The sequence below is a fragment of the Rouxiella badensis genome (assembly GCF_002093665.1).
GTDB classification, from domain to species: domain Bacteria; phylum Pseudomonadota; class Gammaproteobacteria; order Enterobacterales; family Enterobacteriaceae; genus Rouxiella; species Rouxiella badensis.
The window spans coordinates 63,873-88,295 of sequence record NZ_MRWE01000016.1 but is presented as its reverse complement, the minus strand read 5'-3'; the positions used below and the strand labels follow the sequence as shown (position 1 = coordinate 88,295).

At 55.5% G+C, this 24,423-nt stretch carries 23 protein-coding genes; 5 read left to right on the top strand and 18 right to left on the bottom strand.

Features of this window, described 5'->3' with window-relative positions:
- Window positions 1–189 precede the first annotated feature (189 nt).
- Window positions 190–822 carry a cAMP-activated global transcriptional regulator CRP gene (gene crp, locus BS640_RS11365; RefSeq protein WP_009638999.1) on the top strand — a complete coding sequence of 211 codons (633 nt, stop codon included), beginning with the start codon at window positions 190–192 and terminating at the stop codon, window positions 820–822.
- A 66-nt stretch (window positions 823–888) separates the two neighbouring features.
- Window positions 889–2,967, top strand: coding sequence for a YccS/YhfK family putative transporter (locus BS640_RS11360; RefSeq protein ID WP_017493599.1), 2,079 nt, complete (start codon window positions 889–891; stop codon window positions 2,965–2,967).
- 37 nt (window positions 2,968–3,004) lie between these two features.
- On the opposite strand, the gene argD is transcribed toward BS640_RS11360, so the two are convergent.
- The 7 genes from argD to BS640_RS11325 all read right to left on the bottom strand — a co-directional run bounded on the left by argD (window position 3,005) and on the right by BS640_RS11325 (window position 9,511).
- Window positions 3,005–4,219, bottom strand: coding sequence for a bifunctional acetylornithine/succinyldiaminopimelate transaminase (gene argD / locus BS640_RS11355; protein WP_084912595.1), 1,215 nt, complete (start codon window positions 4,217–4,219; stop codon window positions 3,005–3,007).
- Between the two features lie 142 nt (window positions 4,220–4,361).
- Window positions 4,362–4,937 carry an aminodeoxychorismate synthase component II gene (locus tag BS640_RS11350; protein WP_017493601.1) on the bottom strand — a complete coding sequence of 192 codons (576 nt, stop codon included), beginning with the start codon at window positions 4,935–4,937 and terminating at the stop codon, window positions 4,362–4,364.
- A 97-nt stretch (window positions 4,938–5,034) separates the two neighbouring features.
- A complete protein-coding gene (locus tag BS640_RS11345) occupies window positions 5,035–5,625 on the bottom strand; it encodes a putative adenosine monophosphate-protein transferase Fic (RefSeq protein ID WP_017493602.1) in 591 nt (196 codons plus the stop codon).
- Entirely contained in the window at window positions 5,615–5,785 is a 171-nt protein-coding gene (locus tag BS640_RS11340; protein WP_084912594.1) for a YhfG family protein, read from the bottom strand. Before BS640_RS11340 ends, BS640_RS11345 begins: the two co-directional genes overlap by 11 nt.
- A 135-nt stretch (window positions 5,786–5,920) precedes the next feature.
- Window positions 5,921–7,447, bottom strand: coding sequence for a helicase HerA-like domain-containing protein (locus BS640_RS11335; protein ID WP_084912593.1), 1,527 nt, complete (start codon window positions 7,445–7,447; stop codon window positions 5,921–5,923).
- A 73-nt stretch (window positions 7,448–7,520) separates the two neighbouring features.
- On the bottom strand, window positions 7,521–8,096 hold the full coding sequence (gene ppiA / locus BS640_RS11330) for a peptidylprolyl isomerase A (protein ID WP_017493605.1): 576 nt from the start codon (window positions 8,094–8,096) through the stop codon (window positions 7,521–7,523).
- A 131-nt stretch (window positions 8,097–8,227) separates the two neighbouring features.
- A complete protein-coding gene (locus BS640_RS11325) occupies window positions 8,228–9,511 on the bottom strand; it encodes a cytosine deaminase (protein ID WP_017493606.1) in 1,284 nt (427 codons plus the stop codon).
- A 217-nt stretch (window positions 9,512–9,728) separates the two neighbouring features.
- On the opposite strand from BS640_RS11325, the gene nirB reads away from it, so the two are divergent.
- The 3 genes from nirB (at window position 9,729) to cysG (ending at window position 14,083) form a co-directional block, all read left to right on the top strand.
- Entirely contained in the window at window positions 9,729–12,281 is a 2,553-nt protein-coding gene (gene nirB / locus BS640_RS11320; protein WP_084912602.1) for a nitrite reductase large subunit NirB, read from the top strand.
- On the top strand, window positions 12,278–12,610 hold the full coding sequence (gene nirD, locus BS640_RS11315; RefSeq protein WP_084912592.1) for a nitrite reductase small subunit NirD: 333 nt from the start codon (window positions 12,278–12,280) through the stop codon (window positions 12,608–12,610). The genes nirB and nirD overlap by 4 nt, the downstream gene beginning before the upstream one ends.
- A gap of 72 nt (window positions 12,611–12,682) precedes the next feature.
- Window positions 12,683–14,083 (top strand): siroheme synthase CysG, encoded by a 1,401-nt coding sequence (cysG, locus tag BS640_RS11310; protein WP_084912591.1) that lies wholly within the window; start codon window positions 12,683–12,685, stop codon window positions 14,081–14,083.
- A gap of 99 nt (window positions 14,084–14,182) precedes the next feature.
- Here the strand turns inward: cysG and trpS are convergent, their stop codons facing one another.
- The 11 genes from trpS to pilM all read right to left on the bottom strand — a co-directional run bounded on the left by trpS (window position 14,183) and on the right by pilM (window position 24,376).
- A complete protein-coding gene (gene trpS, locus BS640_RS11305; RefSeq protein ID WP_017492335.1) occupies window positions 14,183–15,187 on the bottom strand; it encodes a tryptophan--tRNA ligase in 1,005 nt (334 codons plus the stop codon).
- Between the two features lie 3 nt (window positions 15,188–15,190).
- Window positions 15,191–15,889 carry a phosphoglycolate phosphatase gene (locus tag BS640_RS11300; RefSeq protein ID WP_017492334.1) on the bottom strand — a complete coding sequence of 233 codons (699 nt, stop codon included), beginning with the start codon at window positions 15,887–15,889 and terminating at the stop codon, window positions 15,191–15,193.
- Complete coding sequence (rpe, locus tag BS640_RS11295; protein WP_084912590.1) at window positions 15,882–16,571, bottom strand: ribulose-phosphate 3-epimerase; 690 nt, start codon at window positions 16,569–16,571, stop codon at window positions 15,882–15,884. Before rpe ends, BS640_RS11300 begins: the two co-directional genes overlap by 8 nt.
- Window positions 16,572–16,597: 26 nt before the next feature.
- On the bottom strand, window positions 16,598–17,410 hold the full coding sequence (gene dam, locus BS640_RS11290; RefSeq protein ID WP_017492332.1) for an adenine-specific DNA-methyltransferase: 813 nt from the start codon (window positions 17,408–17,410) through the stop codon (window positions 16,598–16,600).
- A gap of 79 nt (window positions 17,411–17,489) precedes the next feature.
- Complete coding sequence (locus tag BS640_RS11285; protein WP_017492331.1) at window positions 17,490–18,569, bottom strand: SPOR domain-containing protein; 1,080 nt, start codon at window positions 18,567–18,569, stop codon at window positions 17,490–17,492.
- A 91-nt stretch (window positions 18,570–18,660) separates the two neighbouring features.
- Window positions 18,661–19,749, bottom strand: coding sequence for a 3-dehydroquinate synthase (aroB, locus tag BS640_RS11280; protein ID WP_017492330.1), 1,089 nt, complete (start codon window positions 19,747–19,749; stop codon window positions 18,661–18,663).
- Between the two features lie 56 nt (window positions 19,750–19,805).
- On the bottom strand, window positions 19,806–20,327 hold the full coding sequence (gene aroK / locus BS640_RS11275; RefSeq protein ID WP_017492329.1) for a shikimate kinase AroK: 522 nt from the start codon (window positions 20,325–20,327) through the stop codon (window positions 19,806–19,808).
- A gap of 354 nt (window positions 20,328–20,681) precedes the next feature.
- Entirely contained in the window at window positions 20,682–21,920 is a 1,239-nt protein-coding gene (gene hofQ / locus BS640_RS11270) for a DNA uptake porin HofQ (RefSeq protein WP_206600927.1), read from the bottom strand.
- A 161-nt stretch (window positions 21,921–22,081) separates the two neighbouring features.
- The gene (locus BS640_RS11265; RefSeq protein WP_017492327.1) at window positions 22,082–22,957 is read right to left on the bottom strand and encodes a hypothetical protein; all 876 of its coding nucleotides are present in this window, start codon (window positions 22,955–22,957) and stop codon (window positions 22,082–22,084) included.
- A gap of 16 nt (window positions 22,958–22,973) precedes the next feature.
- Window positions 22,974–23,528, bottom strand: a complete 555-nt coding sequence (locus BS640_RS11260) for a PilN domain-containing protein (RefSeq protein ID WP_084912588.1) — start codon at window positions 23,526–23,528, stop codon at window positions 22,974–22,976.
- Entirely contained in the window at window positions 23,528–24,376 is an 849-nt protein-coding gene (pilM, locus tag BS640_RS11255; protein ID WP_084912587.1) for a type IV pilus biogenesis protein PilM, read from the bottom strand. The genes BS640_RS11260 and pilM overlap by 1 nt, the downstream gene beginning before the upstream one ends.
- Window positions 24,377–24,423: the final 47 nt, after the last annotated feature.

The window sequence follows — 24,423 nt, the reverse complement described above, 5'->3', positions numbered from 1 at the left end:
CGGCCGGGGTTTTTGGGTTTAACAGGATAACCTTGGTGATTATGGCAAATTACTGCCTAATTCACGCCTCAAGCCGCTTGCAGCATTGCTGGTCAGTTCATATGCTAAAAGAGCGCGAAGTAAAAAATCGCCGAACAGGGATTTTGAGCCCTGTGATTTTGGGCAGCGATAAAAAGAGGATAATAACTAATGGTTCTCGGCAAGCCACAAACAGACCCTACTCTCGAATGGTTCCTGTCTCATTGTCATATACACAAGTACCCCTCTAAAAGTACGCTGATTCACCAAGGTGAAAAAGCCGAAACGCTTTACTACATCGTGAAAGGCTCGGTTGCCGTGCTGATTAAAGATGAAGAAGGCAAAGAGATGATACTTTCCTACCTTAACCAAGGTGACTTCATCGGTGAGCTGGGACTCTTCGAAGAAGGTCAGGAACGTAGTGCGTGGGTAAGAGCAAAAACTGCCTGTGAAGTCGCTGAGATTTCCTACAAGAAGTTTCGTCAGCTGATCCAGGTTAACCCGGATATCCTGATGCGCCTGTCTGCACAGATGGCGAGTCGACTCCAGATTACCTCGGAGAAAGTCGGTAACCTGGCTTTCCTCGACGTAACCGGACGCATTGCGCAAACTCTGCTGAATCTGGCCAAGCAACCAGACGCCATGACCCATCCAGATGGCATGCAGATCAAGATCACCCGTCAGGAAATTGGCCAGATCGTCGGTTGTTCACGCGAGACTGTCGGTCGAATTCTTAAAATGCTTGAAGATCAGAGCCTGATCTCGGCACACGGTAAAACGATTGTCGTTTACGGCACCCGTTAATCCCCTTAAAAACGGCGCAGCAGTCTTCTGGTGCGCCGTTTTTATTCGTCACGTTACACAAAATTAATGACGCTTTGGCGACGAATCTTCTACCACCCCGAGGTTAACTACGCGCTGAGACAGACGCTGGTCCTCTGCCTGCCTATTGGTTTTGCCATGCTGTTTGGTCAGCTGAAGCTCGGGATGCTGTTTGCGCTGGTCCCCGCCTGCTGCAATATCTCCGGTCTCGATACGCCGCATAAGCGCTTCTTCAAACGTCTGGTTATCGGCGGTTCGCTGTTTGCCTTGAGCAGTATTCTTCTCCAGCTGATGCTGATTAACTGGCATGTTCCGCTGCCGCTCATCATGCTTGGCCTGACGCTGGTACTGGGCGTCACGGGTGAAATCAGCCCGCTGCACGGCCGCCTGCTGCCCGGCGCGCTGGTCGCCAGCATCTTTACCCTCAGTATGGCCGGTGTGGTGCCCATCTGGCACGCTCCGCTGCTGTTTGTCGTAGGTACCGCCTGGTATGGGCTGTTCAACTGGTTTTGGTTTCGGCTCTCCGAAGAGCAGCCGATGCGCGAGACGCTGAGCCAGCTCTACGTCGAACTCGCCGATTATTTCGAAGCAAAATACAGCCTGCTCACCCAGCACACCGACCCCGAAACCGCGCTGCCGCCGCTGTTGAAACGACAACAGCAGGTCATTGACCTGATTGCCACCCTCTATCAGCAGCTGCACATGCTGCCGACGGGCAATCATCAGCATCATAAAAGGCTGCTGCGCAGTTTTCAGGTGGCGCTCGACCTGCAGGAGCACATCACCGTAAGCCTGCACCTGCCCGCAGAAGTGCAAAAGCTGGTTGAGGAAAGCCACGCCGAGGCGGTTATCCGCCGCAATGCGCAGGTCATTGCCGCACGGCTGCGCGTTATCGCGAGCGACATCCTCTACCATCGGCGCTCGGAGCGGTTCACAATGGCCAACGAGCTGGCCGCGCTGGAAAAAATAGCCTCTCGCTATCGTGACAATCCCGTCGGGCAGTTTTGCTACTACCATTTCAGCCGCATCGCCCGACTGCTGCGCACCCAGCGTCCGCTGTATCGCCGCGACCTGATGCAAACGCAGCATCGTCTGCCCTTCTGGCCCGCGCTGAAAGGCTATCTTTCCGTCAAGTCCGCCGCCCTGCGCAATGCCGCACGGCTCGGCGTAATTTTGGCGCTTGGCAGCAGCCTCGGCATGTTCTTTAATCTGCCTAAACCTTATTGGATCCTGCTGACTACCCTGCTGGTCAGCCAGAACGGCTATAACGCCACCCGCGTGCGTATTCAGCACCGTGCGTTGGGCACGCTGGCGGGCCTTATCGCCGCAGCCGGGTTGCTTCAGCTCGCGCTGCCGCAAAATCTCACGCTGTTTTTCATGCTGATGATTACGCTGATTTCCTACACCGTACTGCGAAAAAACTACGGACTGGGAATGATTGGCCTCACGGTAACCGCCGTCTATACCTTGCAAATACTGGGGCTAAACGGGGCCAACTTTCTGCTGCCGAGGCTGCTGGACACGCTAATTGGCTGTGCGCTGGCGTTTGGCGGCACTATCTGGCTATGGCCGCAGTGGCAAAGTGGTTTGCTGCGCACCAATGCCTATCAGGCGCTGGAGGCAGACCAGCAGGCTATCCGGCTGGTATTGCACGAGGATCCTGACCCGGCCGAACTGGCCTATGCGCGCATGAAGGTCAATCAGGCGCACAATCAACTGTTTACCTCGTTGAATCAGGCAATGCAGGAACCCGGCTTTAATTCGCACTATCTGACCGATATGCGGCTGTGGGTCACGCACAGTCAGTTTCTGGTGGACCACATTAATGGCATGACAATTCTGGCGCGCGAGCACTATATGCTGACGCCCAAACTGGCGATGGAGTATTTGCAGACCTGCGAGATTGCGTTGCAAAGTTGCCAGCAGCGCCTGACCTATGACGGGCCGAGCAGTGAGAAATCGCTTTTCAATGCCCCAGATCAGCATCCTGACATGCCGATTACCGAAATGGAGCGTCATTTGCGCCGTATGCTGGCACACCTTAGCGCCATGCACACCATCTCGTCCCTTGCCTGGAAGCAAAGGCCACATCACGGAATTTGGTTAACGCGAAGAGTGAAGGAGTGATCCTTTCCTCCGGTAGAGGAGGAAAGGAGAGTATTGATTAGCCGACGATTTTCTTAACCGCTTTTTCGAAGCGCGCCATGCCTTCGCTGATGTCGGCGAAGTCGATAACCAATGACGGTGCGAAACGCAGCACGTTGGTCCCCGCCACCAGCATCATCAGGCCAAACTCTGCCGAAGCCGTCAGGAATTCTCCCGCACGGTTTTTGTATTTATCCGCCAGTTCGGCACCGATCAGCAGGCCCTGACCACGGAACTCGCTGAAGACGTGGTATTTGGCGTTAATCGCTTCCAGCGCCTGGATAAAGGCGTTGCGGCGCTCTTCAATACCAGCCAGCACTTCAGGGGTGTTAATCACGTCCAGCGCAGCTTCAGCAACGGCGCAGGCCAGCGGGTTACCGCCGTAGGTGGTACCGTGTTTGCCCGGTGCCATCACCGAGGCCACTTCTTCGGTGGTGATCATCGCACTCACCGGGAAGCCGCCGCCCAGTGCCTTAGCGGTGGTCAGAATGTCTGGAGTGACGCCGTAGTGCATGTAGCTGAACAGCTTGCCGCTACGGCCCATGCCGCTCTGTACCTCATCGAACACCAGCAGTGCCTTGTTGGCATCGCACAGCTCGCGTAGCCCCTGCAGGAACGCCTGCGTGGCTGGCGTGACGCCGCCCTCACCCTGAATCGGCTCCACCACGATGGCACAGGTGTGATCGTCGATAACAGCCTTCACCGCATCCAGATCGTTGAACGGCACGTGGACGATATCGGCAGGTTTAGGGCCGAAACCGTCGGAATATTTAGGCTGTCCCCCAACGGATACGGTAAACAGCGTGCGGCCATGGAACCCGTTATGGAAGGCGATGATTTTGCTTTTATACGGGCTGTGCTTGGCAGAAGAGTAGTAGCGCGCCAGCTTGAATGCCGCTTCATTGGCTTCTGCGCCGGAGTTGGCAAAGAACACGCGATCGGCAAAAGTAGCGTCAATCAGCTTCTGCGCCAGACGCAGCGCAGGCTCATTGGTGAAGACGTTGCTCACGTGCCAGAGCGTTTCGCCCTGCTTGTGCAGCGCCTCAACCAGCGCAGGATGGCAATGGCCCAGCGCAGTGACCGCGATACCCCCGGCGAAATCGACATACTCGGTACCCTGCTGGTCCCATACGCGACTGCCTTTACCTTTGACTGGAATAAACTTGGCTGGTGAATAAACCGGCAAAATAACCCGATCAAATGCATCACGCCCTACCGCTGCTTTTTCTGTCATTGCCCTACTCTCCTTTGCGCTGCCGCTACTGTCAGGGGATCACACTCGAAATGAATGTGAAAATATAATCACAAAATATGCATAAAAAATCACTCACAGGCAAACGTTAATCGCGGTTCTGCTGTAAGTAATTTTTAATGCTCTAAATTTTAAGGAAATTATCGAGCAGCTGATGACCTTGTTCGCTGAGAATGCTTTCAGGATGGAACTGCACGCCATGCAGCGGCAATTCACAATGCGCGATGCCCATAATCTCGTCCGGGCACGCGGCGCTGCCGGTCCAGGCAGTCAGTGAAAAACACGCGGGCAAGGTGTCTGGTTTCACCACCAGCGAATGATAACGGGTGACCGTCAACGGATGATTCAGGCCAGCAAAGACTCCCGTGCCGGTATGCTCAATCAGCGAGGTCTTTCCGTGCATCACCTGACGAGCGCGCACGACTTGAGCTCCGAAGCTCTGCGCCATCGCCTGATGTCCAAGACAGACGCCCAAAATCGGCATTGAGTCGGCAAAATGAGCGATGGCGCTCAGCGAGATGCCTGCCTCGTTTGGCGTGCAGGGGCCGGGTGAGATAACCAGATGCGAAGGGTTAAGCCGAGTGATGTCGCCAAGCTGCAGTTCATCGTTACGCTTTACCAGCACTTCGGCACCGAGCTCGCAGAAATACTGGTAAAGGTTATAAGTGAAGGAGTCATAGTTATCGATAATCAGCAGCATGGTTTTCCGGCTTAAAGAAGTCTTGAGATTTTGCCGGGCCATTCTACCTATTTTTCGGCGACGGCCCGCAGATTTTTCCTGCCGGGCTCGACTGCGTTTAGGCGTCGCTGATCAGTGTTTTAAAAACATTAGATAACGGCTGCTCATCGCCAAAGGCAGCGGCTTTGTTGGCCTCAATCCACGCCTCATGGCTGATCTTGTTCCATTGAATGTCATAGCCTGCGTGGGTCAGCAGCTGTTCGAAGAAAATGCGCTGCGCGCGCCCGCTGCCGTAGCGGAAAGGATGGAGCAAATTGATTTCGGAATAATAGTGCGCCAGCCGTTGATAGAGTTCATCATCGGGCAGGCCACGCAGATACTCTTCGTTTTCCAGCGCCTGCATCAGGTTATTGCCTTCCCGCTCGATATAGGCGAAATGACAAAACGGCGTATCATCCTTAAGGATATCTACCTCACGCAGCTTTCCCGCCCAGTCAAACAAGTCCTGAAACAAGGTGTAGTGAATGGCGCACAGATGCGGCAGCCCCATATTAGGTTGCCCAAGCTCGATAGTGGCGGCCCGCAGTGGGGTCAACTCCAGCTCTGCCTGATGCAGCCGATGAGATTCACGGATTTCGAGACGGTTCTTCAGCACGTTGAGGCCAGGGTAAAGATAAGGGTCTGCCCCTGAAATCACTTTATCGCTCATAATGCCTCCTCAACGCAGCAAGCCGTTCAAGGACTTGCTCATCAGTCAGCTCGACAAGTTTCGTGTCGAGACCATCCAGCGCCGCGCTGCTTTGAAAATTGAGGTTCCTGCGCTTGCGATAGAATTGCTCTTTCTGCTTGTCCGTCATTTTTGTCGCCATACCTGCTCCTCCGTTGACTGAACACAGTGGATGTTAAGTATAGACGTCGAGAATGATTTTTGAGCCGGTGGCCGCCGCGATGCAGAGGGCAATATCCCGCGGGACGGCGAGCAGGTTAAGAGCCAGGCCTGTTGATTAGCGCTTTCTGCTGCCGGTAATGGACCCCAGCACGCCGCGTAAAATTTCGCGGCCCAGGTCGCGTGCCATGCTCTTGGCGGCAGTCTGCACAATGCCGTCGTGCTTACCGCCGCGCGGACCGGTTGTTCCAAACAACAGTTCGTTAAGTCCAGCCATCAACCCGCCACCGGCAGATTTCTCGCCCTGCGGATGGGGGGTCTCAACTTCGCCCGCGGCTTTACCGACGGTGTTAAACCCCTGCACGGAAAGTTTCTCATAGGCCGATTCGCGGTCTATCGCATCTTCATAGCGTCCGTAAAGCGGCGACTGATTGATGGCCTTGTTCAGGCCTTCAGCGCCCAGCGGCCCCATCTTTGACTCGGGAGCAATCACCATCGCGCGTTCGACTATCTCGGGGCGTCCTTTCTCATCGAGGAAGGAGACCAGCGCTTCGCCGACGCCAAGTTCGGTAATGGCGGTTTCAACGTTAAATTCAGGATTCGCACGCAGCGTCTGCGCCGCAGCACGGACCGCTTTCTGGTCCCGTGGCGTAAAGGCGCGCAGCGCGTGTTGAACGCGGTTGCCCAACTGGCCCAGCACCGAATCCGGGATATCCAGCGGGTTTTGCGTCACGAAATAGATGCCTACCCCCTTGGAGCGGATAAGCCTGACCACCTGTTCAATCTTGGTCAGCAGCGCCGCCGGCGCGTCGTTAAACAGCAAGTGGGCTTCGTCAAAGAAAAACACCAGCTTTGGCTGCTCGAGATCGCCCACCTCGGGCAGATGCTCGAACAGTTCTGCCAGCAGCCACAGCAGGAACACCGAATAGAGTTTGGGCTGATTAATAAGTTTGTCCGCCGCCAGCAGGTTGATAATCCCCTGTCCGTTGGCGTCGGTTTTCATTAAGTCGTTGATGTCGAGCATCGGCTCGCCGAAGAACGGGTTCGCGCCCTGCCCCTCGAGCGCCAGCAGCCCACGCTGAATAGCGCCGATCGAAGCGGGTGAGATATTGCCATACTGGGTCTGGAACTGCTTCGCGTTATCGCCGACAAACTGCAGCATGGCGCGCAGGTCTTTCATGTCGAGCAGCAGCAGGCCATTTTCGTCGGCAATCTTGAACACTAATTGCAGCACGCCGTTTTGAACATCGTTGAGACTGAGCAGACGCCCCAACAGCAGTGGGCCCAGGTCGGAAAGCGTGGCGCGGATCGGGTGACCCTTTTCGCCGAAGATATCCCACGGAATAAGGGTGCAGGCGGTGGGTTGCCAGGCGGTGACGTCAATCGCCGCCAGACGGGCATTCAGTTTCTCGGAGGCAACCCCCTCGGTCCCCATCCCCGATAGGTCCCCTTTCACATCAGCCAGGAATACCGGCACACCAATGCGAGAAAACTGTTCGGCCATTTTTTGTAGCGTGACCGTCTTACCGGTGCCCGTTGCACCGGTAATCAGGCCGTGGCGGTTAGCCAGTGCAGGAAGAATAGTCAGGTTCTGAGCCGGTTTTCCGGCGCGCATTGCTTTTGCAATCACACGGGGTTCACTCATCTTTTCTCCTTGCACGGCTGCCCCAGAGACGACGAGCAGCCTGAATCAGGCTATTTTCAGCGCTTGGCGACCGTTATGGCACAACCTTAGCTGAAAGGATAACGATCGGGGTGCTTGGCACGTTCTGGTAAGGTCCCACATTATCGGTTTTCACCGAAGAGATCTTGTCTACAACGTCCATACCTTTGATAACTTTACCGAATACAGCATAGCCGAAATCAGTCTGGCCGTGATCCAGGAAGGCGTTATCGGCAACGTTCAGGAAGAACTGACTGGTGGCGCTATTAGGATCCGAGGTGCGGGCCATTGAAATCGTGCCGCGCAGATTGCGCAGTCCGTTGTCCGCCTCATTTTTGATCGGCGCATTAGTGCTTTTCTGCTGCATGTTGGCGGTAAAACCTCCGCCCTGAATCATGAAGCCAGGGATCACGCGATGGAAAATGGTGTTGTTGTAGAAACCACTCTGCACGTAATCAACAAAATTCTTAACGGAAACCGGTGCCTTCGCGTTATCGAGTTCCAGTTCGATATTACCCGCCGACGTGGTCAGCATGACGTGGGTATCCGCAGACTTGGCTGCGAATGCCGCAGGGGCCATCGCAGTGAGGGAAAGCAAAGCTGTGAAGGTCACTAAAGTACGTTTAAACATGACGGTTCCTTTCTCCAATAGGCAAGCCACAAAACGCATTGATTCTAAAGAGCCTAACCCCGTAGCGCCAGCCCTTTACCGTTATTTACGCAATATGCGCGATCGCCGCGCTGTGGCGTTTATCCCTAAAATCAACGAGTGAAATCAACGGGTTCACTCTTCTCCAGATGAATGACCGATTCGGCCGGTTGGGTCTCGGCAATAATGCGGCCATGACGTACAGAATAGCGCACCGGCACCTGACGTCGAATCGCATCAAATCCACTGTCGGCAGGCAGAATAATCAGATTAGCGGCGTGACCGCTCTTGATGCCGTAGTCCTGCAAATTCAGGGTTCTGGCGCTGTAGGTGGTGATCAGCTTGAGGCCATCGTTAATCTGTTCATAGCCCATCAACTGACACACGTGCAGCCCCATTTGCAGTACCTGAAGCATATTGCCGGTGCCCATCGGATACCATGGGTCAAACACGTCATCGTGACCAAAGCAGACGTTAATCCCCGCTTCCAGCATCTCTTTCACTCGGGTAATGCCCCGGCGTTTTGGATAGGTGTCGAAACGACCCTGCAGATGAATATTCACCAGCGGATTGGCAACAAAGTTGATGCCCGAGAGCTTGAGCAGGCGAAATAGCCGCGAGGTATAGGCGCCGTTGTAGGAGTGCATGGCCGTCGTATGGCTCGCCGTCACCCGCGCACCCATGCCTTCACGATGCGCCAGCGCCGCAACCGTTTCAACGAAACGCGATTGTTCATCGTCGATTTCGTCACAGTGAACATCAATCAGCCGGTGGTATTTTTTCGCCAGCGCGAAGGTTTTATGCAGCGACTCGACGCCGTATTCGCGGGTAAATTCAAAATGCGGAATAGCACCGACCACGTCCGCCCCCAGTTTCAGCGCCTCCTCGAGCAGCGCCTCACCGTTCGGATAGGACATAATGCCTTCCTGTGGGAAGGCGACAATCTGCAAATCGATCCAGGGTGCGACCTCTTGCCTGACCTCAAGCATCGCCTTTAGCGCGGTCAGGGTCGGGTCCGAGACATCAACGTGGGTACGCACGTGCTGAATACCGTTGGCAATTTGCCATTTCAGGGTGATCCAGGCGCGCTGTTTAACGTCTTCGTGGGTCAGCAGCGCCTTGCGCTCCGCCCAACGCTCAATCCCCTCGAACAGCGTGCCGGAGATATTCCATGAGGGCTCACCGGCCGTCTGCGTGGTATCAAGGTGGATGTGTGGCTCAATAAACGGCGGCAGCGCCAACCCGCCCTGTGCATCGAGCACCTCGTCGCCCTGTTCCTCATTCTGCGGCTGAGCCGTAATCTGGCGAATTTTTCCCTGTTCGATATCAATCTGCCACAGCCCTTCACAATCAGGCATGCGTACATTTTTTATGGCCCGCAGGCTGCTTTGCGTCACCTTTACCTCTCTATTTGCATCAATTTTTTTTAGCTTACTTCAAACAATAGCCGATGCCGCCGCTGGCGGGGAAAAAGCGACAATTATCGTATGTTAAATAAACAATCGTTTTCACCTACTCCCTCGTGGGTAGAAAACGAGGACGGTTGACTTGCATCAAAACCTTACCTTCGCAGGGGATTATGTTACGCGCAATGAAATCAATTTTGAGGTAAAAATGCGCAACGTCAGACTCGCGATAATTGGCAACGGCATGGTAGGCCACCGCTGTATTGAAGATATTATAAATAAATCAGAGCCGGGCCAGTTCGACATCACCGTTTTCTGTGAAGAGCCTCGCGTAGCCTACGATCGCGTGCATCTCTCCTCCTATTTTTTACGCCACAGCGCCGAACAGCTCTCACTGGTCGAAGAAAATTACTATGCCGAGCACAACGTCAATGTACGGGTCGGTGAACGTGCCGTCACGCTGAACCGCGAGGAGAAATTCATCCTCTCAAGCAGCGGACAACGCATTGATTACGACAAGCTTATCCTCGCAACAGGCTCTTATCCCTGGGTGCCTGCCATTGTCGGATCCGACGGCGAAGACTGCTTTGTGTACCGCACGCTGGAAGATTTAGACGCCATAGCGCGCTGCGCAAAACGCAGTAAACGCGGTGCAGTCGTCGGTGGCGGCCTGCTGGGTTTAGAGGCAGCCGGAGCCTTGATGAACCTCGGGGTTGAGACCCACGTGGTGGAATTTGCGCCGGGACTGATGTGCGAACAGCTCGACGCGATGGGCGGCAACCAGCTGCGTCAGAAAATCGAGAGCATGGGCGTTCAGGTTCACACCGCCAAAAATACGCAGGAAATTATCCAGCAGGGCGAAACAGCCCGCAAAACCATGAAGTTTGCCGACGGCAGCGCGCTCGAGGTGGATTTTATCGTCTTCTCGACCGGTATTCGCCCGCAGGACGTGCTGGCCCGCCAGTCTGGTCTGACGCTCGCGCCACGCGGCGGTATCGCGATTAACGATCAGTGTCAGACCAGCGATGCCGACATTTATGCCGTCGGGGAATGTGCTGCCTGGAACCAGCGCGTCTTCGGGCTGGTTGCGCCCGGTTACAAGATGGCGCAGGTCGCTGTCGACCATCTGCTGGGTCGCGATAATGCCTTCACCGGCGCCGACATGAGCGCCAAGCTCAAGCTGATGGGCGTGGATGTGGCCGGTATCGGCGACGCGCACGCTCGCACTCTCGGTGCTCGCAGCTATGTTTATCTCAACGAACAGGCCTCGTTGTATAAACGCCTGGTAGTGAGTGAAGACAACCGCACGCTGCTCGGCGCGGTTTTGGTCGGTGATACCAGCGATTACGGCAACCTGTTGCAACTGATGTTGAACCAACTGCCGCTTCCGGAAAACCCAGAGAGCCTGATCCTCCCGGCCACGGACGGCAATGCCAGCACCGCACTCGGCACCGATGCCCTCCCCGAGAGCGCACAAATCTGCTCCTGCTTTGACGTCACCAAAGGCGACATCATCGCCGCCGTGCAGGCTGGCTGCCAGACTCTTTCCGCCGTGAAAGCCCAGACCAAGGCCGGAACAGGCTGCGGTGGCTGTATTCCCCTGGTAACAAAGGTGCTGAACGCCGAACTTGCCCAGCAGGGCGTCGAGGTAAATCACCATCTCTGTGAACACTTTGCCTACTCCCGCCAGGAACTCTACCACCTGATTCGTGTAGAAAATATTCGCAGCTTTGAGCAGCTATTGATGAAATATGGGCAGGGTTACGGCTGTGAAGTCTGTAAACCTACGGTCGGTTCGCTGCTCGCCTCCTGCTGGAATGATTACGTCCTCAGCCCTCAGCATGCCCCGCTTCAGGATACCAATGACCTGTTCCTCGCCAATATGCAAAAAGACGGCACTTATTCGGTTATCCCGCGTTCGCCGGGCGGCGAAATCACCCCGCTGGGTCTGAAGGCTATCGGCGATATTGCCGAAGAATATCGTCTGTATACCAAAATCACCGGTTCGCAGAGGATAGGCATGTTTGGCGCCCAGAAGGACGACCTCCCGGCCATTTGGGCGAAACTGATCGCCGCCGGTTTTGAAACCGGGCAGGCCTACGCAAAAGCACTACGGATGGCGAAAACCTGCGTCGGCAGCGCCTGGTGCCGTTTCGGAGTAGGCGACAGCCTAGGATTCGGCATTGCACTCGAAAATCGCTACAAGGGCATCCGCACACCGCACAAGATGAAGTTTGGCGTCTCAGGCTGTACGCGCGAATGCGCCGAAGCGCAGGGGAAAGACGTCGGCATTATTGCCACCGAAAAGGGCTGGAATCTTTACGTCTGCGGCAACGGCGGCATGAAACCTCGCCACGCGGATCTCCTGGCGTCCGACCTGGATGACGACACCCTGCTGCGCTACCTCGACCGATTCATGGTGTTTTATATCCGCACCGCCGACAAACTCCAGCGCACCTCGGTCTGGATGGACAACCTGCAAGGCGGCATCGACTACCTGCGCAGGGTCATCATCGACGACAGCCTGGGGCTCGCTGAGCAGCTCGAAGCCGAGCTTGCGCGCCTGCACGAACTCAGCGGCTGTGAGTGGCAGCAGACGCTGCAAGACCCGGCAGCGCAGCGACGCTTCCGACACTTTATCAACAGCGACAAACGCGACGCTCAGGTGCAGTTTGTTGCCGAACGCGACCAGCATCGGCCTGCTCGACCAGAAGAACGTATCCCGGTGACACAGGTCGTAACCGGGGAGGACATCCTATGAAAAACTGGCAAACGCTTTGCGCACTCGAAGATATCACGCCCGGCTGCGGCGTCTGTGCACAGGCCGGAGAATGGCAGATTGCGCTGTTTCGCCCCGATGTACAGAGCACCGTCTTTGCTTTGAACAATATCGACCCCTTCGCGCAGGCCAGCGTTCTGTCTCGTGGAATAATAGGCGAACATCAGGGTGAACTGTGGGTCGCCAGCCCGCTGAAAAAGCAACATTTTCGTCTCAGAGACGGGCTGTGCATGGAGGATGAGGCCTTCAACATCGAGAGTTTTGAGGTCCAGATAAGCGGCGGCAACGTGCAGGTTAATCTTGCGCGTTAATTGCTGATACTATCGAGGTTTGTGGGGTTTATCAGGCCTCGTTGGCCGTTGTTGTCAGAAAGTGAGTGAGTCATGGATTATTTCCCGTTGTTTTGTCAGCTCAAGGGACGCGCCTGCCTGCTGGTCGGCGCCGGTGATGTCGCCGAACGCAAGGCGCGGCTGTTACTGGACGCCGGTGCGGCGCTCACCGTCGTTGCGCTAGATTTTACCGACGCGTTTGAACGCTGGGCCGAGAGCGGTCAACTACAGAAGATCGAGGGAGAATTCGCGGCCAGCCAGCTCGATGACAAGTGGCTGGTCATTGCCGCCACCGACTCCGATACGCTGAATATGCAGGTCAGCGAGGCGGCCGAGGCGCGAAGGATATTCTGCAATCTCGTCGATGCTCCTGAGCAGGCCAGTTTTATCATGCCGTCGATTATTGACCGCTCACCGCTGATGATTGCCGTCTCTTCCGGCGGCAATGCGCCGGTGCTGGCTCGGCTGATGCGCGAACGCCTCGAGGCGACGCTGCCGCTGCATCTCGGTCGACTGGCGGAGTTGGCCGGAAGTTTGCGCCAACGGGTAAAACAGCACTACAGCGACGGCATGACGCGTCGCCGCTGGTGGGAAAAGCTGTTTAACCACCAACGTTTAGCGCAGTCTTTGGCCAATAACGACATCCCGCAAAGCGAGGCCTTTATTGAGCAGCTCTTCGCCCAGCCGATAGAGGAACAGGGCGAAGTGGTGCTGGTCGGTGCAGGACCGGGTGACGCCAGCCTGCTGACGCTAAAAGCGTTACAGCAGATGCAGTTGGCCGACGTGGTGGTCTATGACAGGCTGGTCTCCGATGAGGTGTTAAATCTGGTGCGCCGCGACGCCGAACGTATTTTTGTCGGTAAACAGGCAGGCAACCACTGCGTGCCGCAGGAGCAGATCAATCAGATTCTGGTTGAGCAGGCGCAGCGCGGTAAAAGAGTGGTGCGTCTGAAAGGCGGTGACCCGTTTATTTTTGGGCGCGGTGGCGAAGAGCTAGAAGTGTTGGCCGAGGCCGGTATCGGTTTCTCCGTGGTGCCCGGGATTACCGCAGCCTCAGGATGCTCGGCCTACAGCGGCATTCCCCTTACCCATCGCGATCACGCGCAGAGCCTGCGGTTGATTACCGGCCACGCCAAAAAAGACAGCAGTCTTGACTGGCCTTGTCTGGCACAGGGTAAGCAAACGCTGGTGTTTTATATGGGACTCTCGCAGGCGGGGGAGATACAGCATCAGCTAACCCATCACGGACTCGCCGTTGATACGCCGGTCGCGCTGATAGAAAACGGCACCACGCCGGCACAGAAGGTGGTCACGGGAGAACTGTCGCAGCTGAGTGAACTCGCAACGCAGGTTAAAAGCCCAAGCCTGATTATCGTCGGCGGCGTAGTCGCGCTGAGAGAAAAGCTGAACTGGTTTTCAAGCGCCGAAGCAAATCCACAGCCTTTGGCGCTGTAATAAGGCGGCAAGGCTGCAAATCCCCAGTCACTGACAAGAGTCAGTGACTGGGGTGCGCGGACGCAGCCAACGCAGTGACAGCGTCAAGAACGAAGGATTTTATAGTGCGGGGACGAAGCCGATTGCCTCATAGACCTTCTTTAAAGTCTCTTGAGCGCGAGCACGCGCCTTCTCGGCACCTTCACGCAGAACCTGCTGCAGGAAGGCTTCATCAGCACGATACTGGTGGAAACGCTCTTGCAGACCGCCCAACATCTCGGATACTGCTTCAGCAACCGCACCTTTCAAATGCCCGTACATCTGGCCTTCAAATTCTGCTTCCAGCTCGGCAATGCTCTTGCCGTTCACGCCCGACAGGATATCCAGCAGGTTTGAAACCCCTGGCTTAGCGGCCTGATCGTAACGAATGACCGGCGGCTCTTCAGAGTCGGTCATCGCGCGTTTGATCTTCTTAGTCACTGACTTGGTGTCTTCCAGCAGGCCAATCACGTTATTGCGGTTGTCGTCCGACTTGGACATCTTCTTGGTCGGATCCTGCAAAGACATCACGCGAGCACCCGATTTAGGAATCAACGGCTCAGGAACGGTAAAGATATCGCCATAAATTGCGTTGAAACGACCCGCGATGTCACGGCTCAGCTCCAGGTGCTGCTTCTGATCTTCGCCAACCGGTACCTGGTTAGTCTGGTACAGCAGGATGTCGGCGGCCATCAGCACCGGATAGTCAAACAGACCGGCGTTGATGTTCTCGGCATAGCGCGCAGATTTGTCTTTAAACTGCGTCATACGACTCAGCTCACCGAAATAGGTGTAGCAGTTGAGCGCCCAGCCAAGCTGGGAGTGCTCAGGCACGTGTGACTGAACGAAAATGGTGCTCTTCTTAGGATCGATACCGCAGGCGAGGTACAGCGCCAGCGTATCCAGCGTGGCTTTACGTAATTGAGCAGGATCCTGACGAGCAGTAATTGCATGCAGGTCAACGATGCAGTAAATGCAATCAAAGTCATCTTGCATTTTAACCCATTGACGCAGAGCACCCATGTAGTTACCAATGCTCAATTCACCAGAGGGTTGTGCGCCACTAAAGACGATGGGTTTACTCATTTTTTAAGCTTCCTGATCCTTTAAAGAGGGTAGCCCGAAGGTGGGCAAAAGGTCGGCAAAGCGTTCAAGCACCCGGTCGGGTTTACTTAAGGCGATGGCTTCACCGTAATTATAACCGTAGGTCATACCCACACACTGACAGCCCGCAGCCTGCGCCGCCTGAATGTCATTGCGTGAATCACCCACAAATACCAGCTCGCTGGCGCGCAGGCCCATGTTGGCCAGCATCAGGTACAGGGGCGCGGGGTGGGGTTTTTTCTGCACCACGTCGTCACCACCCAATACCTGCGAGAACAGGCCATCGAGGCCCAGAGATACCAGTAAGGGCGCAACAAACGGCGTTGGCTTGTTGGTTATCAGGCCCAGAGGTAGCCCCGCTGCGGCGAGCGCAACGAGCGTTTCCTTGACCTGAGGATAGAGGCGACTGCCACCGGCGGCGGTTTGCGCATAGTGGTGGTCGAATTGGTCACGAACCTTGAGGCAAAACTCGGGGCTGAGGTCTCCCTTGGCCCAGCGAACGGCACGCTCGACCATAATGTCGGCACCGTTGCCAATCCAGGTGCTAACACGCTCGACGCCCGCCTTTGGCAGGCCCACGTCAGCCAGCGCTCTGTCTACCGCCTCGGCCAAACCCGGTGCGCTGTCAACCAGCGTACCGTCAAGGTCAAAGGCAACGCCAAGCGGAGCAAGAGGCTCAGTCATGGGAAACCTTGGCCAGTTCTTTGCGCATGTTGTCTATCACGCCGCGATAGTCCGGGCTGCCAAAAATCGCTGAACCGGCGACGAACATGTCCGCACCTGCAGCAGCAATCTCGCCAATGTTTTCAACTTTGACGCCGCCGTCTATCTCGAGGCGAATATCGTAACCGCTTTCATCGATGCGCTGGCGCACCTGGCGCAGTTTATCGAGCGTGGCCGGAATAAACGTTTGACCGCCAAAGCCCGGGTTGATAGACATCAGCAGGATAACGTCGAGTTTATCCATCACGTAGTCGAGATAGCTCAGCGGGGTCGTAGGCGTAAACACCAGACCGGCCTTGCAACCGTGTGACTTGATGAGCTGTAGCGTACGGTCAACGTGCAGAGTCGCTTCAGGGTGGAAAGTAATGTAGGTGGCCCCGGCTTCAGCAAACTGTGGGATCAGGCTATCAACTGGCATCACCATCAGGTGAACGTCGATAGGCTTGTTGATCCCCTTTTCCTGCAGAAACTTGTGCAAGGACTGGCAGACGTTGGGACCGATGGTCAGATTCGGCACATAGTGATTATCCATGACATCAAAATGCACCACGTCGCCGCCCGCTTCCAATGCTTTGACGGTGTCTTCGCCCAGACGAGCAAAATCAGCCGACAGAATGGATGGAGCAATCAAAAAATCTTTCATCTGCTTCTCCTACGTTTAAAAGTCCTTTAGCTATACAACGCCAATAGCTCGGTTACCTTGCTGCGCTGCAAAATATTGCTGCTGATGGTTCTTCTCGCCGTCACCACGTGGAGCGCTGCGGCGGAATACCAATCGCGGGTCAAGGCAGTATCGTGGTTCGAAATCAGCACCGGCACCTGGCGTTCTGCCAAGAGTTTCTCTGCCAGTTTGGCCAGATTTTGCTGGTCGGTCAGATTGAAGTTATTGGTGTGATACGCCGTAAAGTTCGCCGTCGCCGAAAGCGGCACGTAAGGCGGATCGCAATACACCACAGCCCCTTTCTTCGCCTTCAGCAGAGTGTGCTGGTAATGCTCGCATACAAACTGTGCATTCTGTGCTTTTTCAGAGAACCAGGCGAGCTCGTCCTCAGGGAAATAAGGTTTTTTATACCGACCGAAAGGCACATTAAAGGCACCGCTCAAGTTGTAGCGGCAAAGCCCATTATAGCAATGGCGGTTCAGGTATAAAAAAAGCAGAGAACGACGATAGACATCGGCGCTGGCGTTAAACTCTTCTCTTAACTGATAGTAACGCTCTGACTGATTGAATTCAGGCGTAAAAAGCGCCCGAGCATCGCGGATAAACTCGTCGGGACGCGTTTTAACGATGTTGTACAGGTTGATCAAATCGTTGTTGATATCGGCCAGAATATAGGCGTCATAATCGGTGTTCAAAAACACCGAACCCGCACCGACAAAAGGCTCAATCAAACAATCTCCCGCTGGCAGATAACGTTTGATGTCATCAACCAGCGGATACTTGCCACCAGCCCATTTTAAAAAAGCGCGGTTCTTCTTCATGCCGTCAGTTAGCTACTTATACAATTCACAGCCGCGGATTGTACCCTGTTTTAGACAGCACATCGCGTACAGATCAGATTCATTTTTTAAGGTCTTGCTGTACTTGATGTACAGGCTTAACCCACGGTTTTTTTGCTTGAACGTCGGCAGGTAAACTGGCTATCGCGCGTTTTGCATCAGCTGAGGACGCATAGTTACCGCTCACCAGAACAAACCAAGGTTTGCCATCGCGAACTGTCTGATAGACGCTGTAATTTTTAAGTCCCTGCTGGCGGGCAAAGTTATTCAAAGAGGTCGACTGTGATGCGCTGCTAAGCTGCAGGGTAAAGTGACTACCCGGCGCAGTCTTCAGCGCCGCCGCACTGCCCGACTCAACGCTCTGATGTGCAGGCGCACTGACAGCAGCATGATGTTCGGGTTCTTTTCTGATTTCAGGTTTACGCACTGGCTCTGCCGCTTTGGCAACCGGTGTTCTGGTCGACGAGCTGTGGCGTTCGGCGCGATGCTCGACTGGCGTGGTTTTCTCCGACGCACGGCGAACCGCGTGTGGCGCTGGAGCAACGGCTGGAGCTCGGCCTTTCAGGCTGCTGTTGACGGTAGCCGGCGCGGTTGGCAACGAGGTCAGAGACTGCGTGCCCGCGTTGATACCGTCTTGAGCGGCGGCGTTAACCTGGCCTTGCTGCTGGGAAAGCGCGTCGTTGATGTCGCCTGGAAGATCCACACGCTCTTTCTGACCACTGTCAGCCTGTGGCTGAGCCTGGGTCGGCGTAGAGGAAATAGGCGGCAAACCGATACTCTTCGGCTGCGCAGACGCGTTAGCGTCAGAAGGAGCAGAAGCCGCAGGCGTTTGGTCATTAGGCGTCGGCACCGGCGTAGCGGCCGGGGCTGAGCCTGAAGAGCTCGCGTCAGCGTTCGCGCCAGAAAGATTAATGTCTTTCGGCCCGTTGGACGGCGCAGCCGCGTTGTTTTGCGACGGAGATTTCAGTGCAGAACCAATGCCAAGAATCAGTAGCAACAGCACGATAATGCCGATGCCAATCATCAAGTATTGACGGGATACCGCAAGCTTCGGGGCTTGTGAAGACGGTTTACGCGAGCGCTGTGGTCGGCGGTCGCTGGTATCTGGCTTAAGATCGTCTTCCGGTGTTAAATCATCCATCTAAAATCCTCCAACCCGTCAAAATGGCCCATTCATCAATGATTAGGGCCGGCAACTGTTATGGCTTACTGCGCGTGACTTTCTTGAGTGCTTAAGGCACCCGGCAGTCATTGATTGATGCAAGCACCGTATCATGAGGCACGCCTTTACGGACTTCGGACGCGCCGATTGCCGTAGGCAGGACCAGACGCAGTTCGCCCGCCAGCACCTTTTTATCGCGCATCATGTGCGGTAAATAGGACTCGGCGGTCATCTCTTGCGGACCCCTGACAGGCAGGCCTGCGCGCACCAGCAAAGATTTAACGCGAGCAATATCTTCAAGGCTGAACTGACCGAGACGATGCGCGGTGTAACACGCCATCACGATGCCCGCAGCAACGGCTTCGCCGTGCAACCAGACGCCGTAACCCATGGCGGCTTCGATAGCATGGCCGTAGGTGTGCCCCAGATTGAGCAGCGCACGCATGCCGTGCTCGTGCTCGTCGGCGGCAACCACTTCGGCCTTCAGCTCGCAGCAACGACGAATGCAGTAAGCCATCGCGTTCATATCCAGCGACAGCAGGGCATCCATGTTGTTTTCGAGCCATGTGAAGAAGTCGGCATCCAGAATAATGCCGTATTTGATAACTTCTGCCAGACCGGACGAAAGCTCACGGGCCGGCAGAGTGCGCAGGCAGTCTAAATCGACCACGACCGAGGCAGGCTGATAGAACGCCCCAATCATGTTTTTACCCAGCGGATGGTTGACGGCAGTTTTGCCCCCAACGGAAGAATCAACCTGAGAAAGCAGCGTGGTAGGCACCTGAATAAAGCGCACACCACGTTGATAACTGGCCGCAGCAAAGCCGGTCAAATCGCCAATTACGCCACCGCCAAGAGCCACGAGGGTGGTATCACGACCGTGAGGCTTCTCGAGAAGAGCAGAGAAGACCTCATTCAGAACAGACAGGGATTTGTACTGTTCGCCATCAGGCAGGATAACCTGATCAACACGAACGCCTGCTTGCTCAAGCACTGAACGAACTTTGTCCAGATAGAGAGGTGCCAATGTCTGGTTTGTCACCAGCATGACTTGATCACCTGCCTTTACAGGCATAAAAGAAGCCGGATCGTTGAACAATCCGGCGGCAATCGTAATGGGATAGCTACGCTCCCCTAACGTTACAGTAATCCTCTCCATGTCGTGCTCAATGACCTTCTTAACTTACACCCTCAGGCTGTGGTGGAATGCCAGAATCAGTTGCCTTCAATCATGTTAATGATTTGATTAGCAACAACCTTGGCGCTTTGGTCGTCGGTACGGATAGTCACATCCGCTATCTCTTCGTATAACGGGTTACGCTCTGCCGCAAGTGCTTCAAGCACTTCGCGTGGCGGGGAGCTCACCTGCAACAAAGGACGTTTCTTGTCACGTTGAGTACGTGCCAGCTGTTTTTCAATTGTAGTTTCTAAATATACGACGACGCCGCGGGCTGACAAACGATTACGGGTTTCACGTGATTTCACGGAACCGCCTCCGGTTGCCAGAACGATGCCTTGTTTTTCGGTGAGCTCGTTGATCACTTTCTCTTCGCGGTCGCGGAATCCTTCTTCACCTTCCAAATCAAATACCCAGCCCACATCAGCTCCGGTACGTCGCTCAATTTCGTGATCGGAGTCGAAGAACTCCATATTGAGTTGTTGAGCTAACTGTCGACCAATAGTGCTTTTGCCGGCACCCATAGGCCCAACCAGAAAGATATTGCGTTTCTCTGCCATGTTTTTCGGTATTACTAAGACAATTCGTTGATGATAACCCGCCCCGCCAATCAAATTAGCGGCGGGACCTAAACTGAAACCTCATGAGCGATAGTGCGAGATCAGATAAAAATTATCTCAACACTCCTGGTAGTTTGGCAACCGAATAAATTACATAGCGCGCCGCAGGAGGGAAACCATACGTTTTTATCGGCGCGATGGCATTAAATAAAAATCTCGGTGCTCAATTCGGTAACCCTTGTAAGCTAAATCGGCCGCAGCGTCAAACTCAGAAGCCTTTACCGACACAAAAAGTTGCATAAGCTCAACGTTATCGTGCGATTTCAGTCTGACAGTATACTCAAGTAATAAAGGTTATTGGCTGTTGATCAGCGTTGGAGTGATAAAAATAACTAATTCGCGACGTTGGTCATGCGAAGATTGCTGTTTGAACAGCCCACCAATCAACGGTAAACCGCCTAATCCCGGCACTTTATTCACGGTATTTATGTCTTGCTGCTGAAAAATCCCGCCCAACACCAGCGTTTCACCGTCTTTTACCGTGACCTGGGTTTTAATTTCCTGCTTGTCTATCGACAGGGCTTCGCCCTCTGCCTGCTTTATCTTGCGCCCCGGCATGTTCTGGCTGATTTGCAGCGCCAGCGTAATCGCACCGTTAGGAAGGATTTTCGGCGTAACCTCCATGCCCAGTACCGCCTCTTTAAACTCGATAGAGGTTGCGCCGCTGGTCCCGCTCGAGACCTGATAGGGGATTTCGGTGCCCTGCTTGATGCTGGCGGTCTGCATGTTGGCCGTCATCAGGCGCGGGCTGGCGATTATCTCGACGCGGTCCTTCTGCTCCAGCGCCGTCAGCTCCAGGCTCAGCAACCGCTCACCGATGCGGGCAAGGGTGAATCCGGCGGTGACCATCGGATTCTCAATGCCTTGCCCCATCTCGACGTTTTGTACCAGCGATGATCTGGCGCCCGTCGCCGGTTGGTTCAGCCCCCAACGCAGGCCTAACTCGTTCAGGCTGTCTCGGTTCATGGTCACGATATGCGCGGCAATCCGCACCTGCTGAATCGGGAAGTCCATCGCCTCGACCCAGCGCCGTGCGTTATCGAGCTCGGGCCGCGCATCGCGGAGCAGCAGCTGGTTGGTACGCGAATCGGCGCTGACCATCGCACGTAGAGAAAGCAGCGTACCTTTCTGGGCGTTGAGCTGCGCCGCCACCGCTGTGGCATCGGCGTGTTTAAGCCCGAGCGTCAGGCTGACCAGAGGCCGCGCCTGTTTCTGCCGCTCGGCCTGCTCGACCTTTTGCTGGCGCTGCACCGCCAGCTCAGACTCCGGGAAAATCATCAGCACGTTGCCCTGTTTCTGACTGGTCAATTTCCCCATATGCATCACGACGTCCATCGCCTGCTGCCACGGCAGGTTGTTCAGCCGAAGACTCAAACGGCCTTCTACGCCCTGCCCGATAATCAGATTGAGGCCTTGATGGTCGGCCAATGCCTGCAAGATGAGGCCTGTCGGGGCATCGAAAAATGCGAGGCTCACCGTCGTTGGCACCGCCTTTTCCTTTAACTGTATGACTTTCGGCTTTTCGGCAGCCATGGCCCAAGTCGCTGACAGCGTTATGCCAACGATAAAGATGATGCCGCACCGCGCGCAGTCGGAAGCTCCGCGCACCTGCCCTTTGCCGTCTTTAGATTTATTACGCATAAGCTTTTTACAATAATTCATCAAGCAGTCCTCCATGACGCGTTTCGTTGACCCTAATCAGGGCGCACAAGCGTGAATATTTGTTGCCGCTCGCCACACTGGGCGCTGCGGGTGCGGATACGCACCTGCTTATCGGTCACCTCTTCAACGTGCCAGTTCCCCTCGGCTATCGTCCCGCCCGCCTGCGCCTTGAGCCACATCCCCCTGGCATCGATAAGCCAGCCGGTATAGCGCCCCGCGCCACCGAGTATTCCCTTAAGCTGAGTCAGCGTTTCTCCGTCGGAAGGTTCACCGCAAGGGCGATTATCATCTGCCTGAAAGGGGTCTCGCAGCAGCGGTGAGGCGATGTCAGACGCTGCCCGCTCCCTTTGCGCCTGACTGACGCGCCCCGCATAGGTGGCGAGGTGCAGCGTGACGTCCAGCAGCGGGGCGATACTCTGATTTTTTGTCACGTTGAGCTGCTCAATTGCCACGGGCGCAGGCTGCTGCAACAGCAGGGTCTGCAATAACTGAATCAGTCCGTGAAAAGAGACCTGTAGCCTGAAAGCGCCTTGCTGTTGCCCCGCGCTGACGGGCGTCTTTTGTTCCGGCTGCCAGTGCAGCAAGCGCCCAGAGACCGCGTCTAACGGCGCCAGGAGATAATGAGGCAAAGACTGCCTCGCTTCAGCAGGTGGCTTCAGCAAATCCAGATTGGCCTGCCATGCACGCCGCGAAGGTTGCAACAGCAACACACGCTGGCGCTGGGCACTCAACTGCCTTTGTTCCTTTATTTGCACTGCAATCGCCTGAGCATACTGTTTCCGACCGTGGAGCGAGAGTCCGTAACCGGCCGTGAGCAGCAGCGACAGCACTAAGGCAAGCAGTAAGGCAATCTGCCCATTGGGCCGCTGCATCAGGCGCTTGAGCATTTCGCGATATTCCGTTCGCATTGATGTTTCCTTTCTTTTAATCGCCGCGGGCCACAGAATCACCGCTGGGAAGTCTCGCATTGACCGAAAAGGACAGATTCGCGGCCGGAAGCAGCCTCACCTCCTGCAACTGCACCTGCGGCAGCTGCGGCGCATCCCTGAGACTTTTACTGAGCGCCAGGATTTCTCCGTATGCCACTCCCTCCCCGTCGAGCCGAAACTGGACGGCACTGTCGCTTAGCCGCGTCGCCCATACCCCCTCCGGCACCACCCGCGACAGATGCCGTAAGCGCTGGACTACGTGCAGGCTGCGCTGAAAATGCGCGTCGCTTTGCTGGTTCAATGCCTCGGCCAGCCTGTAGCGTTCACCCAGAGCCTGTACCGATTCGAGCTGACGTTGCAGGGAAAGCTGATAGGCCATAAGCGCCGAGAGCTGTTGCTGCCGACTTGCCGTCTGCCGTTGAGTACTCCAGGCAGAAAATATCAGCCACAGCGCACAGCCCGCGATTCCGCACAGCAACAGCCCGCGCCAAAAACGATAGCGTTTCTCAAAGGCTCGCTCACGCCAGGGGAGCAGATTGACGCGCAGCATCACTGGTCGGCCGGGCGAACGGCCAGACCCGCCGCGATAGCGAACGCACCGCAGTTGGGCGGAATGGGGGGTGACATCTGGGAAAAGGCGGCGAAAGGTGACCAGTTCTGCACCCCCTTAGGCGGCGCAGTATCGATAACGCTAGTGTAATAGATGTCACCGTCGCAAAGTTTATGTGCCAGATAAAGTGGGGCGAGCGTGGGGCCAAGCGAGTTGGGATCGGCCACCTCATCGTCATCAAACAATCCAAACTGGAAGGGTAGCCCGTGTGGCGATGCCCACAGCCACCCGTCGCTTAAGCGGTGCAGCAGCAGCGACTCTCTCGATACCCCCGCCGCGCTGGCGGCAGACTGAAGCGCGCAAGGCGTCAGTTCGATAACCTCGGGGAAAAGCCTGGCCTGCGCCAGACAGTGCTGCCACTGGGCAAGTTCTTCCCGCCGCGCTGCGGTAACAATCAATCGCTGGTCATCGCAGGGTTCGACGCGATAGTCGATTGCCAGTGACTCCATCGCCAACGGCAGCTGTTTGGCAGCGCTAGCACTTATAAAGGTATGACGATGCGGCTCCTGCAGCCTATTGTCCGGTAGCGGGAGACGAACCTGAATAATCCGCTGTGCAGGTAAACAAATGCGTAATGAAATGGTTGAAGGCAAAGAATGACGCCAGCGCGATAAAATGGCGATTAATTGTTCGGTCTCATGTAATATTCCCTGCCGCATGACCACCTGCGGTAACGGCTGCTGCCACCAATGGCGCAACTGCCAGCCGTTTCGCCGCCGTTGTACGGCGATAGCTCTGGCATAATCGTTTTGAATATCCAGGCCCACGTACCATGAACAGTGTCGCATTGCATTACGCTTCCTTGTCGATTTTAGGGCATACCCGGCTCCGTATC

Coding starts and splice junctions, on each gene's coding strand:
- argD (WP_084912595.1), bottom strand. CDS start 4,219: ATGACAGAAAAAGCAGCGGTAGGGCGTGATGCATTTGATCGGGTTATT.
- aroB (WP_017492330.1), bottom strand. CDS start 19,749: ATGGAGAGGATTACTGTAACGTTAGGGGAGCGTAGCTATCCCATTACG.
- cysG (WP_084912591.1), top strand. CDS start 12,683: ATGGATTATTTCCCGTTGTTTTGTCAGCTCAAGGGACGCGCCTGCCTG.
- dam (WP_017492332.1), bottom strand. CDS start 17,410: ATGAAGAAGAACCGCGCTTTTTTAAAATGGGCTGGTGGCAAGTATCCG.
- BS640_RS11360 (WP_017493599.1), top strand. CDS start 889: ATGACGCTTTGGCGACGAATCTTCTACCACCCCGAGGTTAACTACGCG.
- hofQ (WP_206600927.1), bottom strand. CDS start 21,920: ATGGCTGCCGAAAAGCCGAAAGTCATACAGTTAAAGGAAAAGGCGGTG.
- BS640_RS11260 (WP_084912588.1), bottom strand. CDS start 23,528: ATGCTGCGCGTCAATCTGCTCCCCTGGCGTGAGCGAGCCTTTGAGAAA.
- ppiA (WP_017493605.1), bottom strand. CDS start 8,096: ATGTTTAAACGTACTTTAGTGACCTTCACAGCTTTGCTTTCCCTCACT.
- nirB (WP_084912602.1), top strand. CDS start 9,729: ATGCGCAACGTCAGACTCGCGATAATTGGCAACGGCATGGTAGGCCAC.
- trpS (WP_017492335.1), bottom strand. CDS start 15,187: ATGAGTAAACCCATCGTCTTTAGTGGCGCACAACCCTCTGGTGAATTG.
- rpe (WP_084912590.1), bottom strand. CDS start 16,571: ATGAAAGATTTTTTGATTGCTCCATCCATTCTGTCGGCTGATTTTGCT.
- nirD (WP_084912592.1), top strand. CDS start 12,278: ATGAAAAACTGGCAAACGCTTTGCGCACTCGAAGATATCACGCCCGGC.
- pilM (WP_084912587.1), bottom strand. CDS start 24,376: ATGCGACACTGTTCATGGTACGTGGGCCTGGATATTCAAAACGATTAT.
- aroK (WP_017492329.1), bottom strand. CDS start 20,327: ATGGCAGAGAAACGCAATATCTTTCTGGTTGGGCCTATGGGTGCCGGC.
- BS640_RS11350 (WP_017493601.1), bottom strand. CDS start 4,937: ATGCTGCTGATTATCGATAACTATGACTCCTTCACTTATAACCTTTAC.
- BS640_RS11285 (WP_017492331.1), bottom strand. CDS start 18,569: ATGGATGATTTAACACCGGAAGACGATCTTAAGCCAGATACCAGCGAC.
- BS640_RS11300 (WP_017492334.1), bottom strand. CDS start 15,889: ATGACTGAGCCTCTTGCTCCGCTTGGCGTTGCCTTTGACCTTGACGGT.
- BS640_RS11265 (WP_017492327.1), bottom strand. CDS start 22,957: ATGCGAACGGAATATCGCGAAATGCTCAAGCGCCTGATGCAGCGGCCC.
- BS640_RS11335 (WP_084912593.1), bottom strand. CDS start 7,447: ATGAGTGAACCCCGTGTGATTGCAAAAGCAATGCGCGCCGGAAAACCG.
- crp (WP_009638999.1), top strand. CDS start 190: ATGGTTCTCGGCAAGCCACAAACAGACCCTACTCTCGAATGGTTCCTG.
- BS640_RS11345 (WP_017493602.1), bottom strand. CDS start 5,625: ATGAGCGATAAAGTGATTTCAGGGGCAGACCCTTATCTTTACCCTGGC.
- BS640_RS11340 (WP_084912594.1), bottom strand. CDS start 5,785: ATGGCGACAAAAATGACGGACAAGCAGAAAGAGCAATTCTATCGCAAG.